The organism is Pectobacterium parmentieri (assembly GCF_001742145.1).
GTDB classification, from domain to species: domain Bacteria; phylum Pseudomonadota; class Gammaproteobacteria; order Enterobacterales; family Enterobacteriaceae; genus Pectobacterium; species Pectobacterium parmentieri.
Map to the genome: position 1 here is coordinate 437941 of NZ_CP015749.1, position 17951 is coordinate 455891.

General features: G+C 52.2%; 17 protein-coding genes. 14 read left to right on the forward strand and 3 right to left on the reverse strand.

Annotated elements, in window-relative coordinates; translation table 11 throughout:
• The first annotated feature begins 59 nt into the window (after nt 1-59).
• The 10 genes from skp (at nt 60) to tilS (ending at nt 11062) form a co-directional block, all read left to right on the forward strand.
• Nucleotides 60-557, forward strand: coding sequence for a molecular chaperone Skp (gene skp, locus A8F97_RS01905; protein ID WP_014700905.1), 498 nt, complete (start codon nt 60-62; stop codon nt 555-557).
• A gap of 3 nt (nt 558-560) precedes the next feature.
• Nucleotides 561-1583, forward strand: coding sequence for a UDP-3-O-(3-hydroxymyristoyl)glucosamine N-acyltransferase (gene lpxD / locus A8F97_RS01910; RefSeq protein WP_014700904.1), 1023 nt, complete (start codon nt 561-563; stop codon nt 1581-1583).
• An 84-nt stretch (nt 1584-1667) separates the two neighbouring features.
• Nucleotides 1668-2141 (forward strand): 3-hydroxyacyl-ACP dehydratase FabZ, encoded by a 474-nt coding sequence (fabZ, locus tag A8F97_RS01915; RefSeq protein ID WP_170309992.1) that lies wholly within the window; start codon nt 1668-1670, stop codon nt 2139-2141.
• 4 nt (nt 2142-2145) lie between these two features.
• Nucleotides 2146-2934, forward strand: coding sequence for an acyl-ACP--UDP-N-acetylglucosamine O-acyltransferase (lpxA, locus tag A8F97_RS01920; protein WP_014700903.1), 789 nt, complete (start codon nt 2146-2148; stop codon nt 2932-2934).
• 3 nt (nt 2935-2937) lie between these two features.
• Entirely contained in the window at nt 2938-4089 is a 1152-nt protein-coding gene (gene lpxB, locus A8F97_RS01925) for a lipid-A-disaccharide synthase (protein ID WP_025918803.1), read from the forward strand.
• Between the two features lie 21 nt (nt 4090-4110).
• Nucleotides 4111-4707 (forward strand): ribonuclease HII, encoded by a 597-nt coding sequence (gene rnhB / locus A8F97_RS01930; RefSeq protein WP_014700901.1) that lies wholly within the window; start codon nt 4111-4113, stop codon nt 4705-4707.
• Between the two features lie 76 nt (nt 4708-4783).
• A complete protein-coding gene (gene dnaE / locus A8F97_RS01935) occupies nt 4784-8266 on the forward strand; it encodes a DNA polymerase III subunit alpha (protein WP_015731008.1) in 3483 nt (1160 codons plus the stop codon).
• Between the two features lie 12 nt (nt 8267-8278).
• Complete coding sequence (accA, locus tag A8F97_RS01940) at nt 8279-9238, forward strand: acetyl-CoA carboxylase carboxyl transferase subunit alpha (protein ID WP_014700899.1); 960 nt, start codon at nt 8279-8281, stop codon at nt 9236-9238.
• A gap of 110 nt (nt 9239-9348) precedes the next feature.
• A complete protein-coding gene (locus A8F97_RS01945; protein ID WP_014700898.1) occupies nt 9349-9738 on the forward strand; it encodes a VOC family protein in 390 nt (129 codons plus the stop codon).
• Nucleotides 9728-11062, forward strand: coding sequence for a tRNA lysidine(34) synthetase TilS (tilS, locus tag A8F97_RS01950; RefSeq protein WP_033071846.1), 1335 nt, complete (start codon nt 9728-9730; stop codon nt 11060-11062). The genes A8F97_RS01945 and tilS overlap by 11 nt, the downstream gene beginning before the upstream one ends.
• Before the next feature lie 112 nt (nt 11063-11174).
• Here tilS and rof read toward each other — a convergent pair whose 3' ends face one another.
• Nucleotides 11175-11435 carry a Rho-binding antiterminator gene (gene rof, locus A8F97_RS01955; RefSeq protein WP_014700896.1) on the reverse strand — a complete coding sequence of 87 codons (261 nt, stop codon included), beginning with the start codon at nt 11433-11435 and terminating at the stop codon, nt 11175-11177.
• Nucleotides 11422-11622, reverse strand: a complete 201-nt coding sequence (locus tag A8F97_RS01960) for a YaeP family protein (RefSeq protein WP_015731006.1) — start codon at nt 11620-11622, stop codon at nt 11422-11424. Before A8F97_RS01960 ends, rof begins: the two co-directional genes overlap by 14 nt.
• Before the next feature lie 239 nt (nt 11623-11861).
• On the opposite strand from A8F97_RS01960, the gene A8F97_RS01965 reads away from it, so the two are divergent.
• Together A8F97_RS01965 and nlpE are read left to right on the forward strand one after the other, a co-directional pair.
• Entirely contained in the window at nt 11862-12416 is a 555-nt protein-coding gene (locus A8F97_RS01965; protein WP_033071845.1) for a YaeQ family protein, read from the forward strand.
• Between the two features lie 68 nt (nt 12417-12484).
• The gene (nlpE, locus tag A8F97_RS01970; protein WP_014700894.1) at nt 12485-13174 is read left to right on the forward strand and encodes an envelope stress response activation lipoprotein NlpE; all 690 of its coding nucleotides are present in this window, start codon (nt 12485-12487) and stop codon (nt 13172-13174) included.
• 75 nt (nt 13175-13249) lie between these two features.
• Here the strand turns inward: nlpE and mutS are convergent, their stop codons facing one another.
• Entirely contained in the window at nt 13250-15814 is a 2565-nt protein-coding gene (gene mutS / locus A8F97_RS01975) for a DNA mismatch repair protein MutS (RefSeq protein ID WP_033071844.1), read from the reverse strand.
• Between the two features lie 335 nt (nt 15815-16149).
• Here mutS and A8F97_RS01980 point away from each other — a divergent pair, with 335 nt between their 5' ends.
• The gene (locus tag A8F97_RS01980; protein WP_014700892.1) at nt 16150-17574 is read left to right on the forward strand and encodes a non-oxidative hydroxyarylic acid decarboxylases subunit C; all 1425 of its coding nucleotides are present in this window, start codon (nt 16150-16152) and stop codon (nt 17572-17574) included.
• 14 nt (nt 17575-17588) lie between these two features.
• Nucleotides 17589-17816, forward strand: coding sequence for a non-oxidative hydroxyarylic acid decarboxylases subunit D (locus A8F97_RS01985; protein WP_014700891.1), 228 nt, complete (start codon nt 17589-17591; stop codon nt 17814-17816).
• Nucleotides 17817-17951 lie beyond the last annotated feature (135 nt).

Here is a 17951-nt window from a genome sequence, read left to right on the forward strand (position 1 = left end):
GCGCGATGCCCATCATTAAAGTGTTAAGACACAAATTAGGTTAGGTTGAGGAGTTTATAGTGAAAAAGTGGTTATGTGCCGCAGGCCTCGGTTTAGCATTGGCTGCTTCAGCCAGCGTTCAGGCTGCTGACAAGATTGCCGTTGTTAACGTTTCCAGCATCTTCCAACAGTTGCCACAGCGTGAAACCGTTGGCAAGCAACTGGAAAACGAGTTCAAAGGTCGTGCTTCTGAGCTGCAATCGATGGAAAACGATTTGCAAGGCAAGATGCAGAAGTTGCAGCGTGATGGTTCTACCATGAAAGCGAGCGAACGCAGCAAAATGGAAAAAGACGTCATGGCACAGCGCGAGCAGTTCTCTACGAAAGCGCAGGCTTTTGAGCAGGACAACCGTCGTCGTCAGGGTGAAGAACGTAACAAAATTCTGAGCCGTATTCAGGATGCTGTGAAAGCTGTTGCAACTAAAGAAGGCTATGATGTTGTGATTGACGCTAACGCCGTTGCGTATGTCGCCAATGCTAAAGATATTACTGCTGATGTGCTGAAACAGGTTAAATAATACATGTATTCGATTCGACTGGACGCGTTAGCTCAACAGTTGGATGCACAATTACACGGTGATGGCGATATCGTCATCACCGGTGTGGCGTCTATGCATTCGGCAAAAACTGGGCAAATTACGTTTCTTTCTGACAGTCGTTACCGTGAGCAACTGGCCGAGACACAAGCGTCTGTCGTCGTGCTGACGGAAGCAGATTTACCTTACTGTCAGGTTGCTGCGCTGGTAGTGAAAAATCCTTATCTGACCTATGCGCGCATGGCTCAGTTGCTGGATACGACGCCGCAACCGGCAACCGATATCGCCCCGAGTGCCGTCATTGCTCCCGATGCGACGCTGGGTCAGCAGGTATCCGTTGGTGCAAATGCTGTCATCGAATCTGGCGCTCAGTTGGGTGATGGTGTTGTCATCGGCCCCGGCTGTTTTGTCGGTAAAAACGCCCGCATTGGTGCCGGCACCCGTTTGTGGGCAAATGTAACGATTTACCACCGCGTTGAGCTTGGTGAACAGTGTCTGATCCAGTCTGGCACGGTGATCGGTTCTGACGGCTTTGGCTATGCCAACGATCGTGGCAACTGGGTGAAGATCCCGCAGTTGGGAACGGTCAGAATTGGCGATCGGGTTGAGATTGGTGCGAGCACGACTATCGATCGTGGTGCGTTGGATGATACGGTCATTGGCAATGGTGTTATCATTGATAACCAATGTCAGATTGCGCACAACGTCGTGATTGGCGACAATACCGCGGTCGCGGGTGGCGTCATTATGGCGGGGAGCTTGAAAATTGGCCGTTATTGCATGATCGGCGGTGCTAGCGTGATTAACGGGCACATGGAGATCTGCGATAAAGTGACGGTAACGGGGATGGGGATGGTCATGCGACCAATCACTGAACCTGGGGTATACTCTTCGGGTATTCCTTTGCAACCCAATAAAGTATGGCGCAAAACTGCAGCGCTGGTGATGAATATTGATGAGATAAGCAAACGGTTAAAAGCCGTTGAACGAAAAGTCGATAACGTTTAATCACTCGCGTTTTATTTGCGGCCTGCCTGAAGACACCTAATTTAGGGTCTGCGCAGGCCGTGTTGTTGATGGCATCAGTTTTTTATGGACAGGAAGAGTATTTTGACTACTGACACTCATACTCTGAATATTGAAGAGATTTTAGAATTATTACCGCACCGTTTCCCATTTTTGCTGGTTGATCGGGTACTGGATTTTGAAGAAGGGAAGTTTCTGCGGGCGGTGAAAAACGTCTCTTTTAACGAACCCTTCTTCCAAGGGCATTTCCCGGGTAAACCGATTTTCCCCGGCGTGTTGATTCTGGAAGCCATGGCTCAGGCTACGGGTATTCTGGCGTTTAAAAGCGTGGGTAAACTGGAGCCGGGTGAGCTGTATTACTTCGCCGCTGTTGACGAAGCGCGCTTTAAGCGCCCGGTACAGCCAGGCGATCAAATGATCCTTGAAGTTGAATTCATTAAAGAGCGCCGCGGCGTTGCGCGCTTTAAAGGTGTTGCCAAAGTTGATGGCGAAGTGGCCTGTGAAGCGTCAATGATGTGTGCTCGTCGTCGGGAGTCCTGATAACGTGATTGATCAAACCGCCTTTATTCATCCTAGTTCGATTGTTGAAGACGGTGCCATTATTGGCGCTGGTGTTCATATTGGCCCTTTCTGCTACATCGGTTCTCAAGTTGAGATCGGTGCAGGGACGGTGCTGAAATCGCATGTCGTCGTCAATGGCGTCACTAAAATTGGTCGCGACAACGAAATCTATCAGTTCACGTCAATTGGTGAAGTGAACCAGGATCTCAAATATGCTGGGGAACCGACCCGCGTTGAAATTGGCGATCGTAACCGTATCCGTGAAAGTGTCACCATTCATCGTGGCACGACGCAGGGCGGTGGGTTGACTAAAGTCGGTAGCGATAACTTGTTGATGATCAACACGCATATCGCACACGACTGTGTAGTGGGCAATCGCTGTATTCTGGCGAATAATGCGACGCTGGGTGGCCACGTTTCCGTCGATGATTTTGCGATTATTGGCGGAATGACTGCGGTACACCAGTTCTGCATTATCGGTGCTCACGTTATGGTTGGTGGGTGCTCTGGTGTAGCGCAAGACGTGCCTCCGTATGTTATTGCGCAGGGTAACCATGCCACGCCGTTTGGTCTGAACATTGAAGGCTTGAAACGTCGTGGATTCGAAAAAGAAACGCTGCATGCGATCCGTAATGCATACAAGCTGCTCTATCGTAGCGGTAAAACGCTGGATGAGGTAAAACCGGAAATCGAAGCGCTGGCGGCTGAACACCCGGCGGTGCAGGCATTTACCGATTTCTTCGCGCGTTCTACTCGCGGCATCATTCGTTAATCCATGTCATCACGTCCTTTGACTATTGGGCTAGTCGCCGGAGAAACTTCCGGCGACATCCTGGGCGCAGGTCTGATCCGGGCGCTAAAAGAAAAGGTACCGAATGCGCGGTTTGTCGGCGTAGCCGGGCCGCGTATGCAGGCTGAAGGCTGTGAAGCCTGGTACGAAATGGAAGAGCTGGCCGTCATGGGCATTGTTGAAGTGCTCGGACGCCTTCCTCGTCTGCTGAAAATTCGGCGAGATTTAACCCAACGTTTTAGCGAACTTCAGCCTGATGTCTTCGTGGGCATTGATGCACCTGATTTTAATATCACGCTGGAGGGTAACCTCAAGCTGCGTGGTATCAATACCATTCACTATGTCAGCCCGTCCGTGTGGGCATGGCGTCAAAAACGCGTTTTCAAAATAGGTAAAGCGACTAATCTGGTGCTGGCCTTCTTGCCTTTTGAAAAAGCGTTTTACGATCGTTTCAATGTACCTTGTCGCTTTATCGGCCATACGATGGCTGATGCAATGCCGCTGCATCCCGATAAGCTGGCAGCACGCGCGATGCTGGGTATTGCGCCCGATGTGCATTGTCTGGCACTGCTGCCGGGCAGTCGTGGTGCCGAAGTTGAAATGCTTAGCGCGGATTTCCTCAATACTGCCGTGCTATTACGCCAGAATTTTCCCGATCTGGAAATCGTGGTTCCGTTGGTGAACAGCAAACGGCGTGAACAGTTCGAGCGGATAAAAAATAGTGTGGCCCCCGACCTGCGTGTACATCTGCTGGATGGGCAGGCGCGTGAAGCCATGATTGCCAGCGATGCGGCACTGTTGGCATCCGGCACGGCTGCGCTGGAGTGTATGCTGGCGAAATGCCCGATGGTTGTGGGTTACCGCATGAAGCCTTTTACCTTCTGGTTGGCACAGCGTTTGGTCAAAACACCGTGGGTGTCGTTGCCGAATTTGCTGGCTGGGCGTGAGCTGGTGACGGAGTTGCTACAGACTGATTGTACGCCGGATAAGCTCGCGGCTGCGCTGCTGCCGCTGTTTGCCGAGACGGATAAAATGGCTGAATTACGCACAACGTTTGTGGATTTGCATCAGCAGATCCGCTGTAACGCCGATGAGCAAGCGGCTCAGGCGGTACTGGAATTAGTAAATCCTTGTTAATAAAAGCATATTAATAAAACCATGAGCGAAATATTTATTTACCCGCAGGCGACCTGTATCGCTGGCGTTGATGAAGTAGGCCGTGGCCCTTTGGTTGGTGCTGTCGTGACGGCGGCGGTGATCCTTGACCCGACCCGACCGATTGTCGGGCTGGCGGATTCCAAAAAGTTGAGTGAAAAACGCCGGCTGGCGCTCTATGATGAAATCAACGAAAAGGCGCTGGCGTGGAGCCTTGGTCGTGCCGAACCGGAAGAGATTGACCAACTGAATATCCTGCATGCTACGATGCTAGCGATGCAGCGTGCGGTGGCTGGGTTGTCTATCGTGCCGGACTTTGTTCTTATTGACGGCAACCGTTGCCCAGCATTGCCGATGCGTGCTCAGGCGGTGGTTAAAGGCGACAGTCGTGTGGCAGAGATCAGTGCGGCGTCGATCATGGCGAAAGTCACCCGCGATCGTGAGATGGTTGAGTTGGATCAACGCTTCCCCGCTTATGGTTTTGCCCAACACAAAGGCTACCCAACGGCTTTTCATCTGGAGAAACTGGCCGCACTGGGTGCCACTGAGTTTCACCGTCGGAGCTTCGCGCCAGTCAAGCGTGCATTAGGGCTGGCGTAAAACATCATCATTCATCCTCTGTGTTGTGATATCACTATCACAACGCTGACTACTCGATAAATTCTGGGATCTGGATATGGCCGAACCACGTTTTGTTCACCTGCGTGTTCACAGTGACTATTCCATGATCGATGGGCTGGCCAAAGTCGGTCCGCTGGTAAAAAAAGCGGCGGCGCTCGGTATGCCAGCGCTGGCGATTACCGATTTTACCAACCTGTGTGGTCTGGTTAAATTTTATGGCGGCGCGCATGGTGCGGGGGTCAAACCTATCATCGGCGCAGACTTCTATGTCGAAAGCGATGAATTAGGAGATGAACTGGCGCATCTCACGGTGCTTGCCATGAACAATGAAGGTTACCAGAATCTCACGCTGCTGATTTCCCATGCTTACCAACGTGGCTATGGTGCTGCCGGGCCGACGATTGACCGCGATTGGCTGATTGAACATCAGGAAGGGCTGATTCTTCTGTCTGGTGGCCGCCGGGGTGATGTTGGCCGGTTTTTGCTGCGTGGTAATCAGGCACAGGCTGAACAGTGTGTGGCGTTCTATCAGGAACACTTCCCCCAGCGTTATTATCTGGAACTGACCCGTACATCGCGCCCTGATGAAGAAAGCTACATACATTCAGCCGTGGAGTTGGCAACCAAGTACGGGTTACCCGTTGTAGCGACTAATGAAGTGTGCTTTATCAGCACTGATGATTTTGATGCTCACGAAATCCGTGTAGCCATTCACGATGGCTACACGCTTGACGATCCCAAACGCCCACGTCATTACAGCCCGCAGCAGTACATGCGCTCGGAAGAGGAAATGTGCGAGCTGTTTGCCGATATCCCCGAAGCGCTAGTGAACAGCGTTGAAATTGCTAAGCGCTGTAACGTAACGATCCGCTTGGGTGAATATTTTCTGCCGCAGTTCCCTACGGGTGAGATGAGCACCGCAGATTTTCTGGTTCAGTGCTCGAAAAAAGGGTTAGAGGATCGTCTCGAATTCCTGTTCCCTGACCCGGAAGTGCGTGCGGCTCGTCGGCTGGAATATGATGAGCGTCTGGATATTGAGCTGGGCGTTATCAACCAAATGGGGTTTCCTGGCTACTTCCTGATCGTCATGGAGTTTATCCAGTGGTCGAAGGATAACGATGTGCCTGTTGGTCCAGGACGTGGTTCCGGTGCGGGCTCATTGGTCGCCTACGCGCTGAAAATTACCGATCTAGACCCGCTGGAGTTCGACCTGCTGTTCGAACGCTTCCTCAACCCTGAACGTGTCTCCATGCCTGACTTCGATGTCGATTTCTGTATGGAAAAACGCGACAAGGTTATCGATCACGTCGCGGAAATGTACGGGCGTGATGCGGTCTCGCAGATTATTACCTTTGGTACGATGGCGGCTAAAGCGGTGATTCGTGACGTCGGGCGCGTGCTCGGACACCCTTATGGGTTTGTCGATCGTATTTCAAAACTGGTGCCGCCCGATCCGGGCATGACGCTGGAAAAGGCGTTTGCAGCCGAGCCGCAGTTGCCAGAAATTTATGAAGCCGATGAGGAAGTTAAGGCCCTTATCGATATGGCCCGCAAACTTGAAGGGGTCACGCGTAACGCCGGTAAACATGCTGGCGGGGTGGTGATATCCCCCACCAAGATTACTGACTTCGCGCCGCTGTATTGTGATTCGGAAGGGAACCATCCGGTTACTCAGTTTGATAAAAACGATGTGGAATATGCCGGGCTGGTGAAATTCGACTTCCTTGGCCTGCGTACATTGACCATCATCGACTGGGCACTGGAGATGATCAACGCCCGTCGTGCGAAGCAAGGTCAGGAACCGATTGATATCGCCGCGATCCCGCTCGACGATAAGAAAAGCTTCGACATGCTGCAACGCTCGGAAACCACGGCGGTATTCCAACTTGAATCACGCGGCATGAAAGACCTGATCAAGCGTCTGAAGCCTGACTGTTTTGAAGATATGATCGCACTGGTGGCGTTGTTCCGCCCCGGTCCGCTGCAATCCGGTATGGTGGACAACTTCATCGACCGTAAGCATGGGCGTGAAGCGATTTCATATCCTGATATCGAATGGCAGCACGAGTCTCTCAAGCCTGTACTGGAGCCGACCTACGGCATCATCCTGTATCAGGAACAGGTGATGCAGATCGCGCAGGTTTTGGCGGGCTATACGCTGGGCGGCGCGGATATGCTGCGTCGTGCGATGGGGAAAAAGAACCCCGTCGAGATGGCGAAGCAGCGAGGTGGCTTTGAAGATGGTGCCAAATCGCGCGGCGTGAACGGCGAATTGGCGGTTAAGATTTTCGACCTGGTGGAAAAATTCGCCGGTTACGGCTTTAATAAATCACACTCCGCGGCTTATGCGCTGGTGTCTTACCAAACGCTGTGGCTGAAAGCGCACTATCCGGCTGAATTCATGGCGGCGGTGATGACGGCCGATATGGACAACACGGATAAGGTGGTGGGGCTGGTTGATGAATGCTGGCGGATGGGGTTAAAAATCCTGCCCCCGGACATCAACAGTGGCCTGTACCACTTCCACGTTAACGACGATGGCGAGATTGTTTACGGCATTGGCGCGATTAAAGGCGTCGGTGAAGGTCCGATTGAGGCGATTATTGAAGCGCGTAATCAGGGCGGCTATTTTAGAGAGCTGTTTGACCTCTGCGCGCGTACTGACATTAAAAAGCTGAACCGCCGTGTGCTGGAAAAGCTGATTATGTCTGGGGCGTTTGACCGTCTTGGGCCGCATCGCGCCGCGCTGATGAACTCATTGGCTGATGCGCTGAAGGCTGCCGATCAGCATGCTAAAGCGGAAGCCATTGGTCAGGTGGATATGTTCGGCGTGCTGGCCGATGCGCCTGAGCAGGTGGAGCAATCCTACAGTACCGTGCCACCGTGGCCGGAGCAGGTCGTGTTGGATGGTGAGCGGGAGACGTTGGGGCTGTATCTGACCGGTCACCCGATCACGCAATATATTAAGGAAATTGAACGCTATGCCGGTGGTGTGCGTTTGAAAGATATGCACCCGACGGATCGGGGTAAAATGACCACTGCCGTTGGGCTGGTGTTGGCGGCTCGCGTCATGGTCACCAAACGGGGTAACCGTATTGGTGTCTGTACATTGGACGATCGTTCCGGTCGGCTTGAGATTATGCTGTTTACCGATGCATTGGAAAAATATCAGCATTTACTTGAGAAAGACCGTATCCTTATCGCCAGTGGACAGGTCAGCTTTGATGACTTCAGCGGCGGGCTTAAAATGACCGTCCGAGAGTTAATGGATATCAGTGAAGCGCGGGAAAAATACGCGCGCGGGCTTGCTATCTCGCTGACTGACAGGCAAATTGATGACCAGCTATTAAACCGTCTCCGCCAATCGTTGGAACCCCATCGATCGGGGACGATCCCAGTGCATCTCTATTACCAGCGTGAAGATGCGCGCGCCCGACTACGTTTCGGCGCAGCATGGCGTGTAACGCCTGCCGATACGCTACTGAACGAGCTGCGCACATTAGTGGGTAATGAGCAGGTGGAACTGGAATTTGACTAATATAGGAATACTATGAGTCTGAATTTTCTTGATTTTGAGCAGCCGATTGCAGAGTTGGAAGCGAAAATTGACTCGCTGACCGCAGTCAGCCGTCAAGACGAAAAATTAGATATTAACCTGGACGAAGAAGTCCAGCGTCTGCGTGAGAAGAGCGTTGAACTGACGCGCAAAATCTTCGCCGATTTGGGTGCCTGGCAGGTTGCGCAATTAGCGCGCCATCCGCAACGTCCTTATACGCTTGATTATATTAAGCACATCTTTACCGACTTTGATGAATTGGCGGGCGATCGTGCCTATGCTGATGACAAAGCCATTGTCGGCGGGATTGCCCGTTTGGATGGGCGTCCGGTGATGATCATTGGTCATCAGAAAGGACGTGAAACCAAAGAAAAGATTCGCCGTAATTTCGGGATGCCTGCACCGGAAGGGTATCGCAAAGCGCTGCGCCTGATGGAAATGGCCGATCGCTTCAAGATGCCGATTATCACCTTTATCGACACGCCGGGCGCTTATCCGGGCGTGGGCGCAGAAGAACGTGGTCAGTCTGAAGCTATCGCGCGCAATCTGCGTGAAATGTCGACGCTGCGTGTGCCAATCATCTGTACCGTTATCGGCGAAGGTGGTTCCGGTGGTGCGTTGGCTATTGGCGTGGGCGACAAGGTCAACATGTTGCAGTACAGCACCTACTCTGTTATTTCACCGGAAGGTTGTGCGTCCATCCTGTGGAAGAGTGCGGACAAGGCACCATTGGCGGCTGAAGCCATGGGCATTATCGCGCCGCGCCTGAAAGAGCTGAAACTGATCGATACCGTGATCCCTGAGCCGCTGGGTTCGGCGCACCGTAACGTTCCGGTAATGGCCGAGTCACTGAAAACGCAACTGCTGGCCGATCTGCTCGACCTCGATGGTCTGACGGAAGAAGAACTGTTGAACCGCCGTTATCAGCGTCTGATGAACTATGGTTACTGCTGATGACGTGATTGTCTGATTGATTACAGTGTCATCAATCAGGCTATTCTGGCGTTACTCTGAAAATCCGTTGTCAGCAATGACAGCGGATTTTTTGCTATGAGGGGAAAACAATGCTGAAATTGCTCGATGTACACCACATTGCGGTAATTGCCTCTGACTATGAACGCAGCAAGGCATTTTATTGTGATGTGCTGGGATTCACGCTAAACCATGAGGTCTACCGTGCAGCGCGGCAGTCGTGGAAAGGGGATCTCTCGCTGAATGGGCGTTACACCATTGAGCTATTTTCTTTCCCACATCCACCTGAACGTGTCAGTCGGCCGGAGGCATGTGGTCTACGTCATCTGGCTTTTGCCGTGGCGGACGTTGAACAGGCCATTGCCTCTTTGATGCAGACTGATGTCGCCTGCGAACCCGTAAGGATTGATCCTGAAACGCAGCAGCGCTTCACGTTCTTCTCCGATCCTGACGGCTTGCCCTTAGAACTGTATGAGATCTGATGCCGTGAACTGCACTGAACCTGACGATGGATTGCTCCAGACGATCGTAACGCAAACGGCCGGATGCGGGTCGATCCTGCTGGCCTACAGTGGTGGTATGGACTCCAGCGTGTTGCTGCATCTGCTAGTGGCTGCGCGTCAACGCTCTGGGCTGGCTATTCGCGCGGCTTACATCCACCACGGCTTAAATCCGCTGGCAGATAGCTGGGCTGAACATTGTCGCCAGCAGTGTGAACACTGGCAGGTGCCGTTTGCCTCATTGGCTGTGACGGTTGAGGCGCAGAACGGCGGTATTGAAGCGGCGGCCAGAACGGCGCGTTATCGGGCGCTACAAGCACATCTGCAAGAAGGGGAAACGCTGTTGACGGCGCAGCACCTTGATGACCAGAGCGAAACCTTTTTACTGGCGCTTAAACGCGGCAGCGGGCCTGCCGGGTTGTCTGCAATGGCAGCGCAAAGTACGCTGGGTCATTATCGCCTCATTCGTCCGCTGTTGGGGTTTTCCCGTCTCCAGTTGGAAGCCTATGCGCAGCGGCATCAGCTTCACTGGATTGAAGACGACAGCAATCAGGATGAGCGTTTTGACCGTAATTTTCTACGCCGTCAGATCTTACCGCGACTGACGCAGCGCTGGCCGCATTTCGCTTCCGCCGTGGCGCGTAGCGCCCAGCTTTGTGCCGAACAGGAACAATTGCTCGACGAGTTGCTGGAAGAATCACTGCTGGCGCTGTGTCAACCGGACGGTGCGATCAGTATTGACGGTCTGCTGCCGCTAAGCCCGGTGCGGCGCTTTGCGCTACTGCGGCGCTGGCTGGCGCAGCAAGGGACGACTATGCCTGCGCGCGAGCAGTTGCAACGGCTGTGGGATGAGGTTGCGACGAGCCGTCAGGATGCGGAACCTGTATTGCAGTTGAATCAGATGCAGATCCGTCGTTTTCGCCAACATCTTTACCTGCTACCGCTGATGCCGTCGCTAAAAGACCGCATTCTGCCGTGGCAACTAACGTCATGCCCGCTATCTCTCCCTGACAACTTGGGTATGCTGTTGCTGACCGATGGTGGGATAGCGGTTCGTGCACCGGAAAATGGTGAAGTGGTGAGTATTCGTTTCTCGACCAGTGGAACCGTGCATATTGTTGGCAGAGCACACGGGCGGAAAATCAAGAAACTCTGGCAGGAGCTGGATGTTCCGCCCTGGTGGCGTGACCGGACGCCGCTGGTGTTCTACAACGAGCAACTGATTGCTGCCATTGGGCGATTTGTAACGCAAGAAGGGCAGGTGAGAGAACATCAGCCTGTGTGGCACATTACGTGGGAAAAATAAGCCTAGGGGAAAAACTGATGCGGGCTGGGCTCAAAATAAAAACGGACAAGCTGCGTTGTCCGTTTGTGAAGCATTTCTTCAGCGTTTGCCGCTAAACGGAAGGGGAGGTTTGTCAGGATTCGCTGACGACGATTTTCCCGATTTCAGGATGGCTGAAACTGACGATGTGGTCGAGACGCAGTTCGCGTGTTGCGCCAGAGGCTTCAATCACCAGATATTCGATCTGCTTACGTGAGATCATGTCACTGGCTTTACCGGTCACAACTTCACCATTACGTAGTTCCAGCGTCAGCGTCAGGCTCTGCTGACAGGTGGCTTCCAGGCTGTCGTAATCATCACAGTTGATGGGTTGATATTCATTACTCATTGACATAATCACTCACCAATAAGTTAGCGGCGGCAAAAGCGGCCTGTTCCCTGACGGAGGATGGCAGCGCCTCATTCGCAGCAATGCCATCCAGGGTTTTCAAAACACAACCCAGCGAATCGGGTATATAGCCCAGATCGCCACTGGCGATCTCTGCGTATAAGCGACGTACTAATTCACAGTATTCTTGCACTATATCCTCCCTTAAAAGCTTAGCTCGGTAGATATTCATGCATCATCACTCGTTGTGCGCGCGATGTTGTAAGCCTACGAAGATAAACTCTATTTATCAAACCGACTATAGCATAGGCATTAACAGGATATCAGTAGTCCTTAGAGACCTAATCTATCGGTTACGTGGCGGATATCACCTTTACTGTGAGGATGACGCTAACTCAAGTAAACTAGGGGGGAATAAAAACGAGGTCACTGATGGCACTAAAAGCAACGGTTTACAAAGCAGCAATCAATATTGCCGATATGGATCGGAATTTTTTCCACGATGCGAACCTGACGATAGCGCAGCATCCCTCTGAAACTGAGCAACGCATGATGTTGCGGCTTTTAGCGTGGATCTGTCATGCGGATGAAAATTTGCGTTTTACTAAAGGGCTTAGCGCAGATGACGAGCCAGAAATCTGGCGACGTAATGATACGATGGAATTGGAACTGTGGATTGAGCTAGGCCTGCCGGATGAAAAGCGGCTCAAGAAAGCCTGCAACCAGTCCCGTGCCGTGGTGCTGTATGCCTACAGCGAGCGTGCGGCACAGGTGTGGTGGAATGCGATATCGAATAAGGTCTCCGGGTACAAAAATCTGGCGATCCGTTTTTTAGATGACAACCAACTGGCTCAGCTTGCCGGGCTGGTTCAGCGCACCATGTCATTACAGGCAACGATCCAGGACGGCACGATCTGGTTGTCTGGCGATAAGAATAGTCTTGAAATAGCATTTTCTGAGTGGAAAATTCCTCAGACTCAGGGATGATGACACGTTGGGGACGTTACAGCGTATTGAGTAAGAACGGGAAAACAGGACAGAGGGACAGAAGAATAATGATGAAAAAACTGGCTATCAGTGTGCTGTTGATTGCGGGAGTTTCTGGGTTGATCGGGTGTCATACCCGTTCACAAGTTCAGGAAGAGCCACTTACGCCCATGGCACAAAGTTATCGCGGTGTTTTACCCTGTGCTGATTGCGAAGGGGTTGATACGTCACTATTTTTGGAAAAAGATGGGACATTTATACTGCTTAAGCAGTATAAAACGACCCAACCAGGAGAGAACGTTTTCTCTTCTTATGGTCAATGGCGTCGCACGGCAGATAAACTGGTGCTGACGGAACGTTCAGGCGAAAAACATTACTTCCGTCCGGTTGTTAAAGGGTTGGAACTGTTGGATGAACAGGGGCTGCCCATCAATTCGCCTCTTCCTCGTCAATTAACGGTGTCCGAACAACCGCTGCCAAAGACGCCTATGCTGATGAAGGGGATGTACCGCTATATGGCGGATGTCGCGACGTTTTCGGATTGTGCGACGGGAAAAACCTTCGTGATGGAAGATAGTGCCGAGCTGGAAAGACAATATTTTCGTATAAGAAGTACAGCCGGCCAGGCGGTACTGCTTCTTCTCCCTGCTCATTTTGCCATCATTCCATCGATGGAAGAGGGGCAAATGATTAAGGCCGTGGTGCCTGATGGTAACAATAAAGCTTTGATGAACGCAGAGCTAAACTGCGATTCATAGACTAACGTGATGTTGGAAAAAAAAGGCACTATTTCAGTGCCTTTTTGCTATCGGTGTTCCCGATTCTGACTCGCGTTAGAGCATTTTCTTTAGCTGATAAAGCCAATCCAGCGCCTGACGTGGCGTGAGCGCATCGGGATCGATGGCTTCCAGTGCTTCCATCGCTGGTGACGGTTCATCAGCGTTCAGCAGCGCCAGTTGCGCGCCATCGATATGGCTGGATGACGCATTATTCGATAACGTTTCCAGTTCCTTCAGCTTCTGACGTGCACGTTTAATCACGTCTTTCGGTACACCCGCGAGTGCGGCAACGGCAAGGCCATAACTTTTGCTGGCGGCACCGTCTTGTACGCTGTGCATGAAGGCGATGGTATCGCCGTGCTCGCGCGCATCCAAATGGACATTTACCACCCCTTCCATTTTTTCCGGCAGGGTGGTCAGCTCAAAGTAGTGCGTTGCAAACAACGTCATGGCTTTGATGCGGTTCGCCAGATTTTCGGCGCAGGCCCACGCTAGCGACAAACCGTCATAGGTTGAGGTGCCGCGGCCGATTTCGTCCATCAGCACCAGACTGTTTTCCGTGGCGTTGTGTAGAATATTGGCCGTTTCCGTCATTTCTACCATGAACGTCGAACGGCCAGATGCCAGATCGTCCGCGGCACCTACGCGGGTGAAAATGCGATCGACGGGGCCAATGACTGCCAGATCCGCAGGCACAAAGCAGCCGATATGCGCCATCAATACAATCAGCGCAGCCTGACGCATATAGGTACTTTTACCTCCCATGTTGGGGCCGGTAATGATCAGCATACGACGCTGTGGCGATAGCGACAGGGGGTTCGAAATAAACGGCTCACGCAGCACCTGTTCGACGACAGGGTGACGACCGCCCGTGATTTTGATGCCGGGTTTATCACTCAGCGTTGGGCAGATGTAATTCAACGTATCGGCACGCTCGGCCAGGTTCGCCAGTACATCCAGCTCGGCTAACGCTGTTGCACTCTGCTGAAGCTCTGCCAGATGAGGCAGCAACAGATCGAAAAGCTCATCGTAGAGTGCTTTTTCCAGCGCCAGCGCCTTACCCTTCGAGGTCAGAACCTTGTCTTCGTATTCTTTTAGTTCGGGAATGATATAGCGTTCGGCATTTTTTAGCGTCTGGCGACGGACGTAGTGGATCGGCACCAGATGGCTCTGGCCTCGGCTAACTTGAATGTAATAGCCGTGCACACCATTGAAGCCGACTTTCAGCGTATCAAGCCCCAGTTTTTCACGTTCGCGAATTTCCAGACGGTCCAGATAATCGCTGGCACCGTCAGCTAACGCCCGCCACTCATCCAATTCTGCATGGTAGCCCGGTGCGATGACCCCGCCGTCGCGTACCAGCACAGGCGGTGCTTCGACAACGGCGCGTTCCAGCAAATCACGCAGTTCGTCAAATTGACCAATCTGGCTGACCAAACGGCGAACGGAATCGGCCTCCAATGGCGAAAGCTGTTCGCGAATAGCGGGAAACTGCTGGAAAGCATGGCGCATACGTGCGAGATCGCGTGGGCGTGCCGTGCGTAAAGCAAGGCGTGCCAGAATACGTTCCAGATCGCCGACCTGCCGCAAGTAGGGCTGTAGATCGGGAGTGATTTCTTGTAACGCGCTGATGGCCTGTTGGCGTTGTTTGAGCGCGTCAATATCACGGCTAGGCATGTGAATCCAGCGCTTCAGCATCCGACTGCCCATTGCCGTTACGGTGCAGTCCAGTACGGCAGCCAGCGTATTTTCTACGCCGCCTGACAGGTTTTGCGTCAGTTCAAGGTTACGGCGTGTGGCCGCATCCATGATAATGCCGTCCTGTTGGCGTTCCATTGTAATGCCGCGAATATGCGGCAGCGAGGTACGCTGTGTGTCTTTCGCGTATTGCAGCAGGCATCCTGCTGCCCGTAGCGCGAGCTTCGCCTGCTCTACGCCAAAACCGGTCAGATCGCGGGTACCAAATTGCAGGTTAAGCTGCTGGCGTGCGGTATCGGGTTCAAATTCCCACAGCGGACGACGGCGGAGCCCATGACGATTTTCGATCAAATCCATGGACTCAAAGGATTCTGGGTAGAGTAATTCTGCTGGATTGGTGCGCTGTAACTCGGCCGCCATGGTTTCCCTATCGGCGGGTTCACTTACGCGAAAGCGTCCAGAGCTGATGTCCAGCGTGGCGTAACCGAATCCCCGACCGTCCTGCCAGATTGCTGCCAGCAGGTTATCCTGCTTTTCCTGCAACAGGGCTTCGTCGCTGATGGTTCCCGGCGTGACGATACGCACGACTTTACGTTCTACCGGACCTTTGCTGGTGGCCGGATCGCCGATCTGTTCACAGATCGCGACGGATTCACCCATTTGCACCAGCCTGGCGAGGTAGTTCTCAACAGCATGATGAGGAACGCCCGCCATCGGGATAGGTTCCCCTGCGGAAGCGCCGCGTTTCGTCAGCGAAATATCCAACAGTTGAGAAGCCCGTTTGGCATCGTCATAGAACAGCTCGTAAAAATCGCCCATGCGGTAAAACAGCAGGATTTCTGGATGCTCTGCCTTTAGCCTAAAGTACTGCTGCATCATCGGCGTGTGGGCGGTGAAGTCCTTCTCTGTGGCTTCATTCATATTGATTTTACTCAGTCTTAACGCTTTTGTTCGTTCAGGTGATGGCACTGGGCTTAATGGTAAACCTTGCTGATGGCTCGCCACCTGAGCATTGAAATGGAATGCCAGAAGTATACTGACTGACAGATGAAAAACATCACCTACGAGTGCGCTATCTTACCATTGCTGGTCGTTATTTTGCGCCAGAGTGACGTTACCAGACTGAGATAAGGATGCGTATCCGATTTTTCTACTATTGATCGGAGGCGCGAGGAGACTCGCAAGTTTCTTGCAGCATCGTGTGTAGCAACTAGACTAATTATTCTGCAACACATTCGGAAGAAAGGAATCTGAGTATGGCATTTGATGATTTACGTGGCTTTTTAAAAGCACTTGATGAAAGTGGTCAACTGCTGCACATCAATGAGGAAGTTTTGGCTGAACCCGATCTGGCCGCCGCCGCCAATGCTGCGGGACGTATCGGGGAAGGTGCACCTGCGCTTTCTTTTACAAATATCAAAGGATTTGTTGAGGCGCACGTTGTGATGAACACAATCGGTTCATGGCCGAATCATGCGATCTCGATGGGACTACCGGGGAATACGCCGGTAAAACAGCAAATTGATGAGTTCATTCGCCGCTGGGATAATTTTCCTGTCGCACCAGAACGACGTGAGAACCCACCGTGGGCAGAAAATGCATTAGAGGGGGATGACATCAATCTTTTCTCTCTTCTGCCATTATTCCGCTTAAATGATGCTGATGGCGGCTTCTACCTTGATAAAGCCTGCGTTGTTTCACGCGATCCCGACGATCCTGAGCATTTTGGCAAGCAAAATGTCGGCATTTATCGCATGGAAGTGAAGGGTAAACGTAAGTTGGGTCTGCAACCAGTACCGATGCACGATATCGCCATGCACCTTCGTAAAGCAGAAGAGCGCGCCGAGGATTTACCCATTGCGATTACTCTCGGTAACGACCCCATTATTACGCTAATGGGAGCAACGCCGCTGAAATATGATCAATCGGAATATGAAATGGCCGGTGCACTGCGTGAAAGCCCTTATCCTATATCGACTGCGCCGCTTACCGGTTTTGATGTTCCCTGGGGCTCAGAAGTTATTCTGGAAGGGGTGATTGAAAGCCGTAAGCGTGAAATTGAAGGGCCGTTTGGAGAGTTCACTGGGCATTATTCTGGTGGCCGTAATATGCCAGTAGTCAGAATTGATAAGGTATCTTATCGCTCTAAACTGATTTTTGAATCTCTGTACCTTGGCATGCCTTGGACTGAGGTCGATTATCTGATTGGCCCCGCAACCTGCGTACCGCTCTATCAGCAATTAAAAGCTGAGTTTCCAGAGGTACAGGCGGTTAATGCGATGTACACCCATGGACTACTGGCTATTATTTCCACCAAAAAACGATACGGAGGGTTTGCTCGTGCGGTAGGGTTGCGCGCCATGACGACACCGCACGGCCTGGGCTATGTGAAAATGGTCATCATGGTTGATGAAGACGTTGATCCCTTTAATCTTCCTCAGGTCATGTGGGCGCTGTCTGCGAAAGTGAATCCTGCTGGCGATCTGGTTCAACTGCCAAATATGTCGGTTCTGGCGCTGGATCCGAGTTCAAGCCCGGCGGGTATTACCGACAAACTGCTCATTGATGCCACCACGCCAGTCGCACCGGATATCCGTGGCCACTATAGCCAGCCCGTGAAAGATTTGCCTGAAGCCAAAGCCTGGGTGGAAAAGCTGACTGCCATGTTGGCGACTCGATAACGAAGGAGTGACATATGATTTGTCCACGTTGTGCCGATGAGCAGATTGAAGTAATGGCAACATCGCCAGTGAAAGGGATCTGGACGGTATACCAGTGCCAATGCTGTTTATATACCTGGCGTGATACTGAACCGCTGCGGCGCACTCACCGTGAGCATTATCCTGAAGCCTGTCGTATGACGCGGAAAGATATCGAGGAGGCGTTTGACTTTCCCAGCATTACGCCCTTGCTGACGAAATAAGTGATGTTGAAATAACCATCGCCGTGATGGTTATTTCAACACTATGTGCCAAGTTTAGGATGTTAATCCCCTATCATTCCTCCTTAGCGCCTTCGGTAGCGAAGACGGCGATCCTGTAATCAGTACCTTGGGATC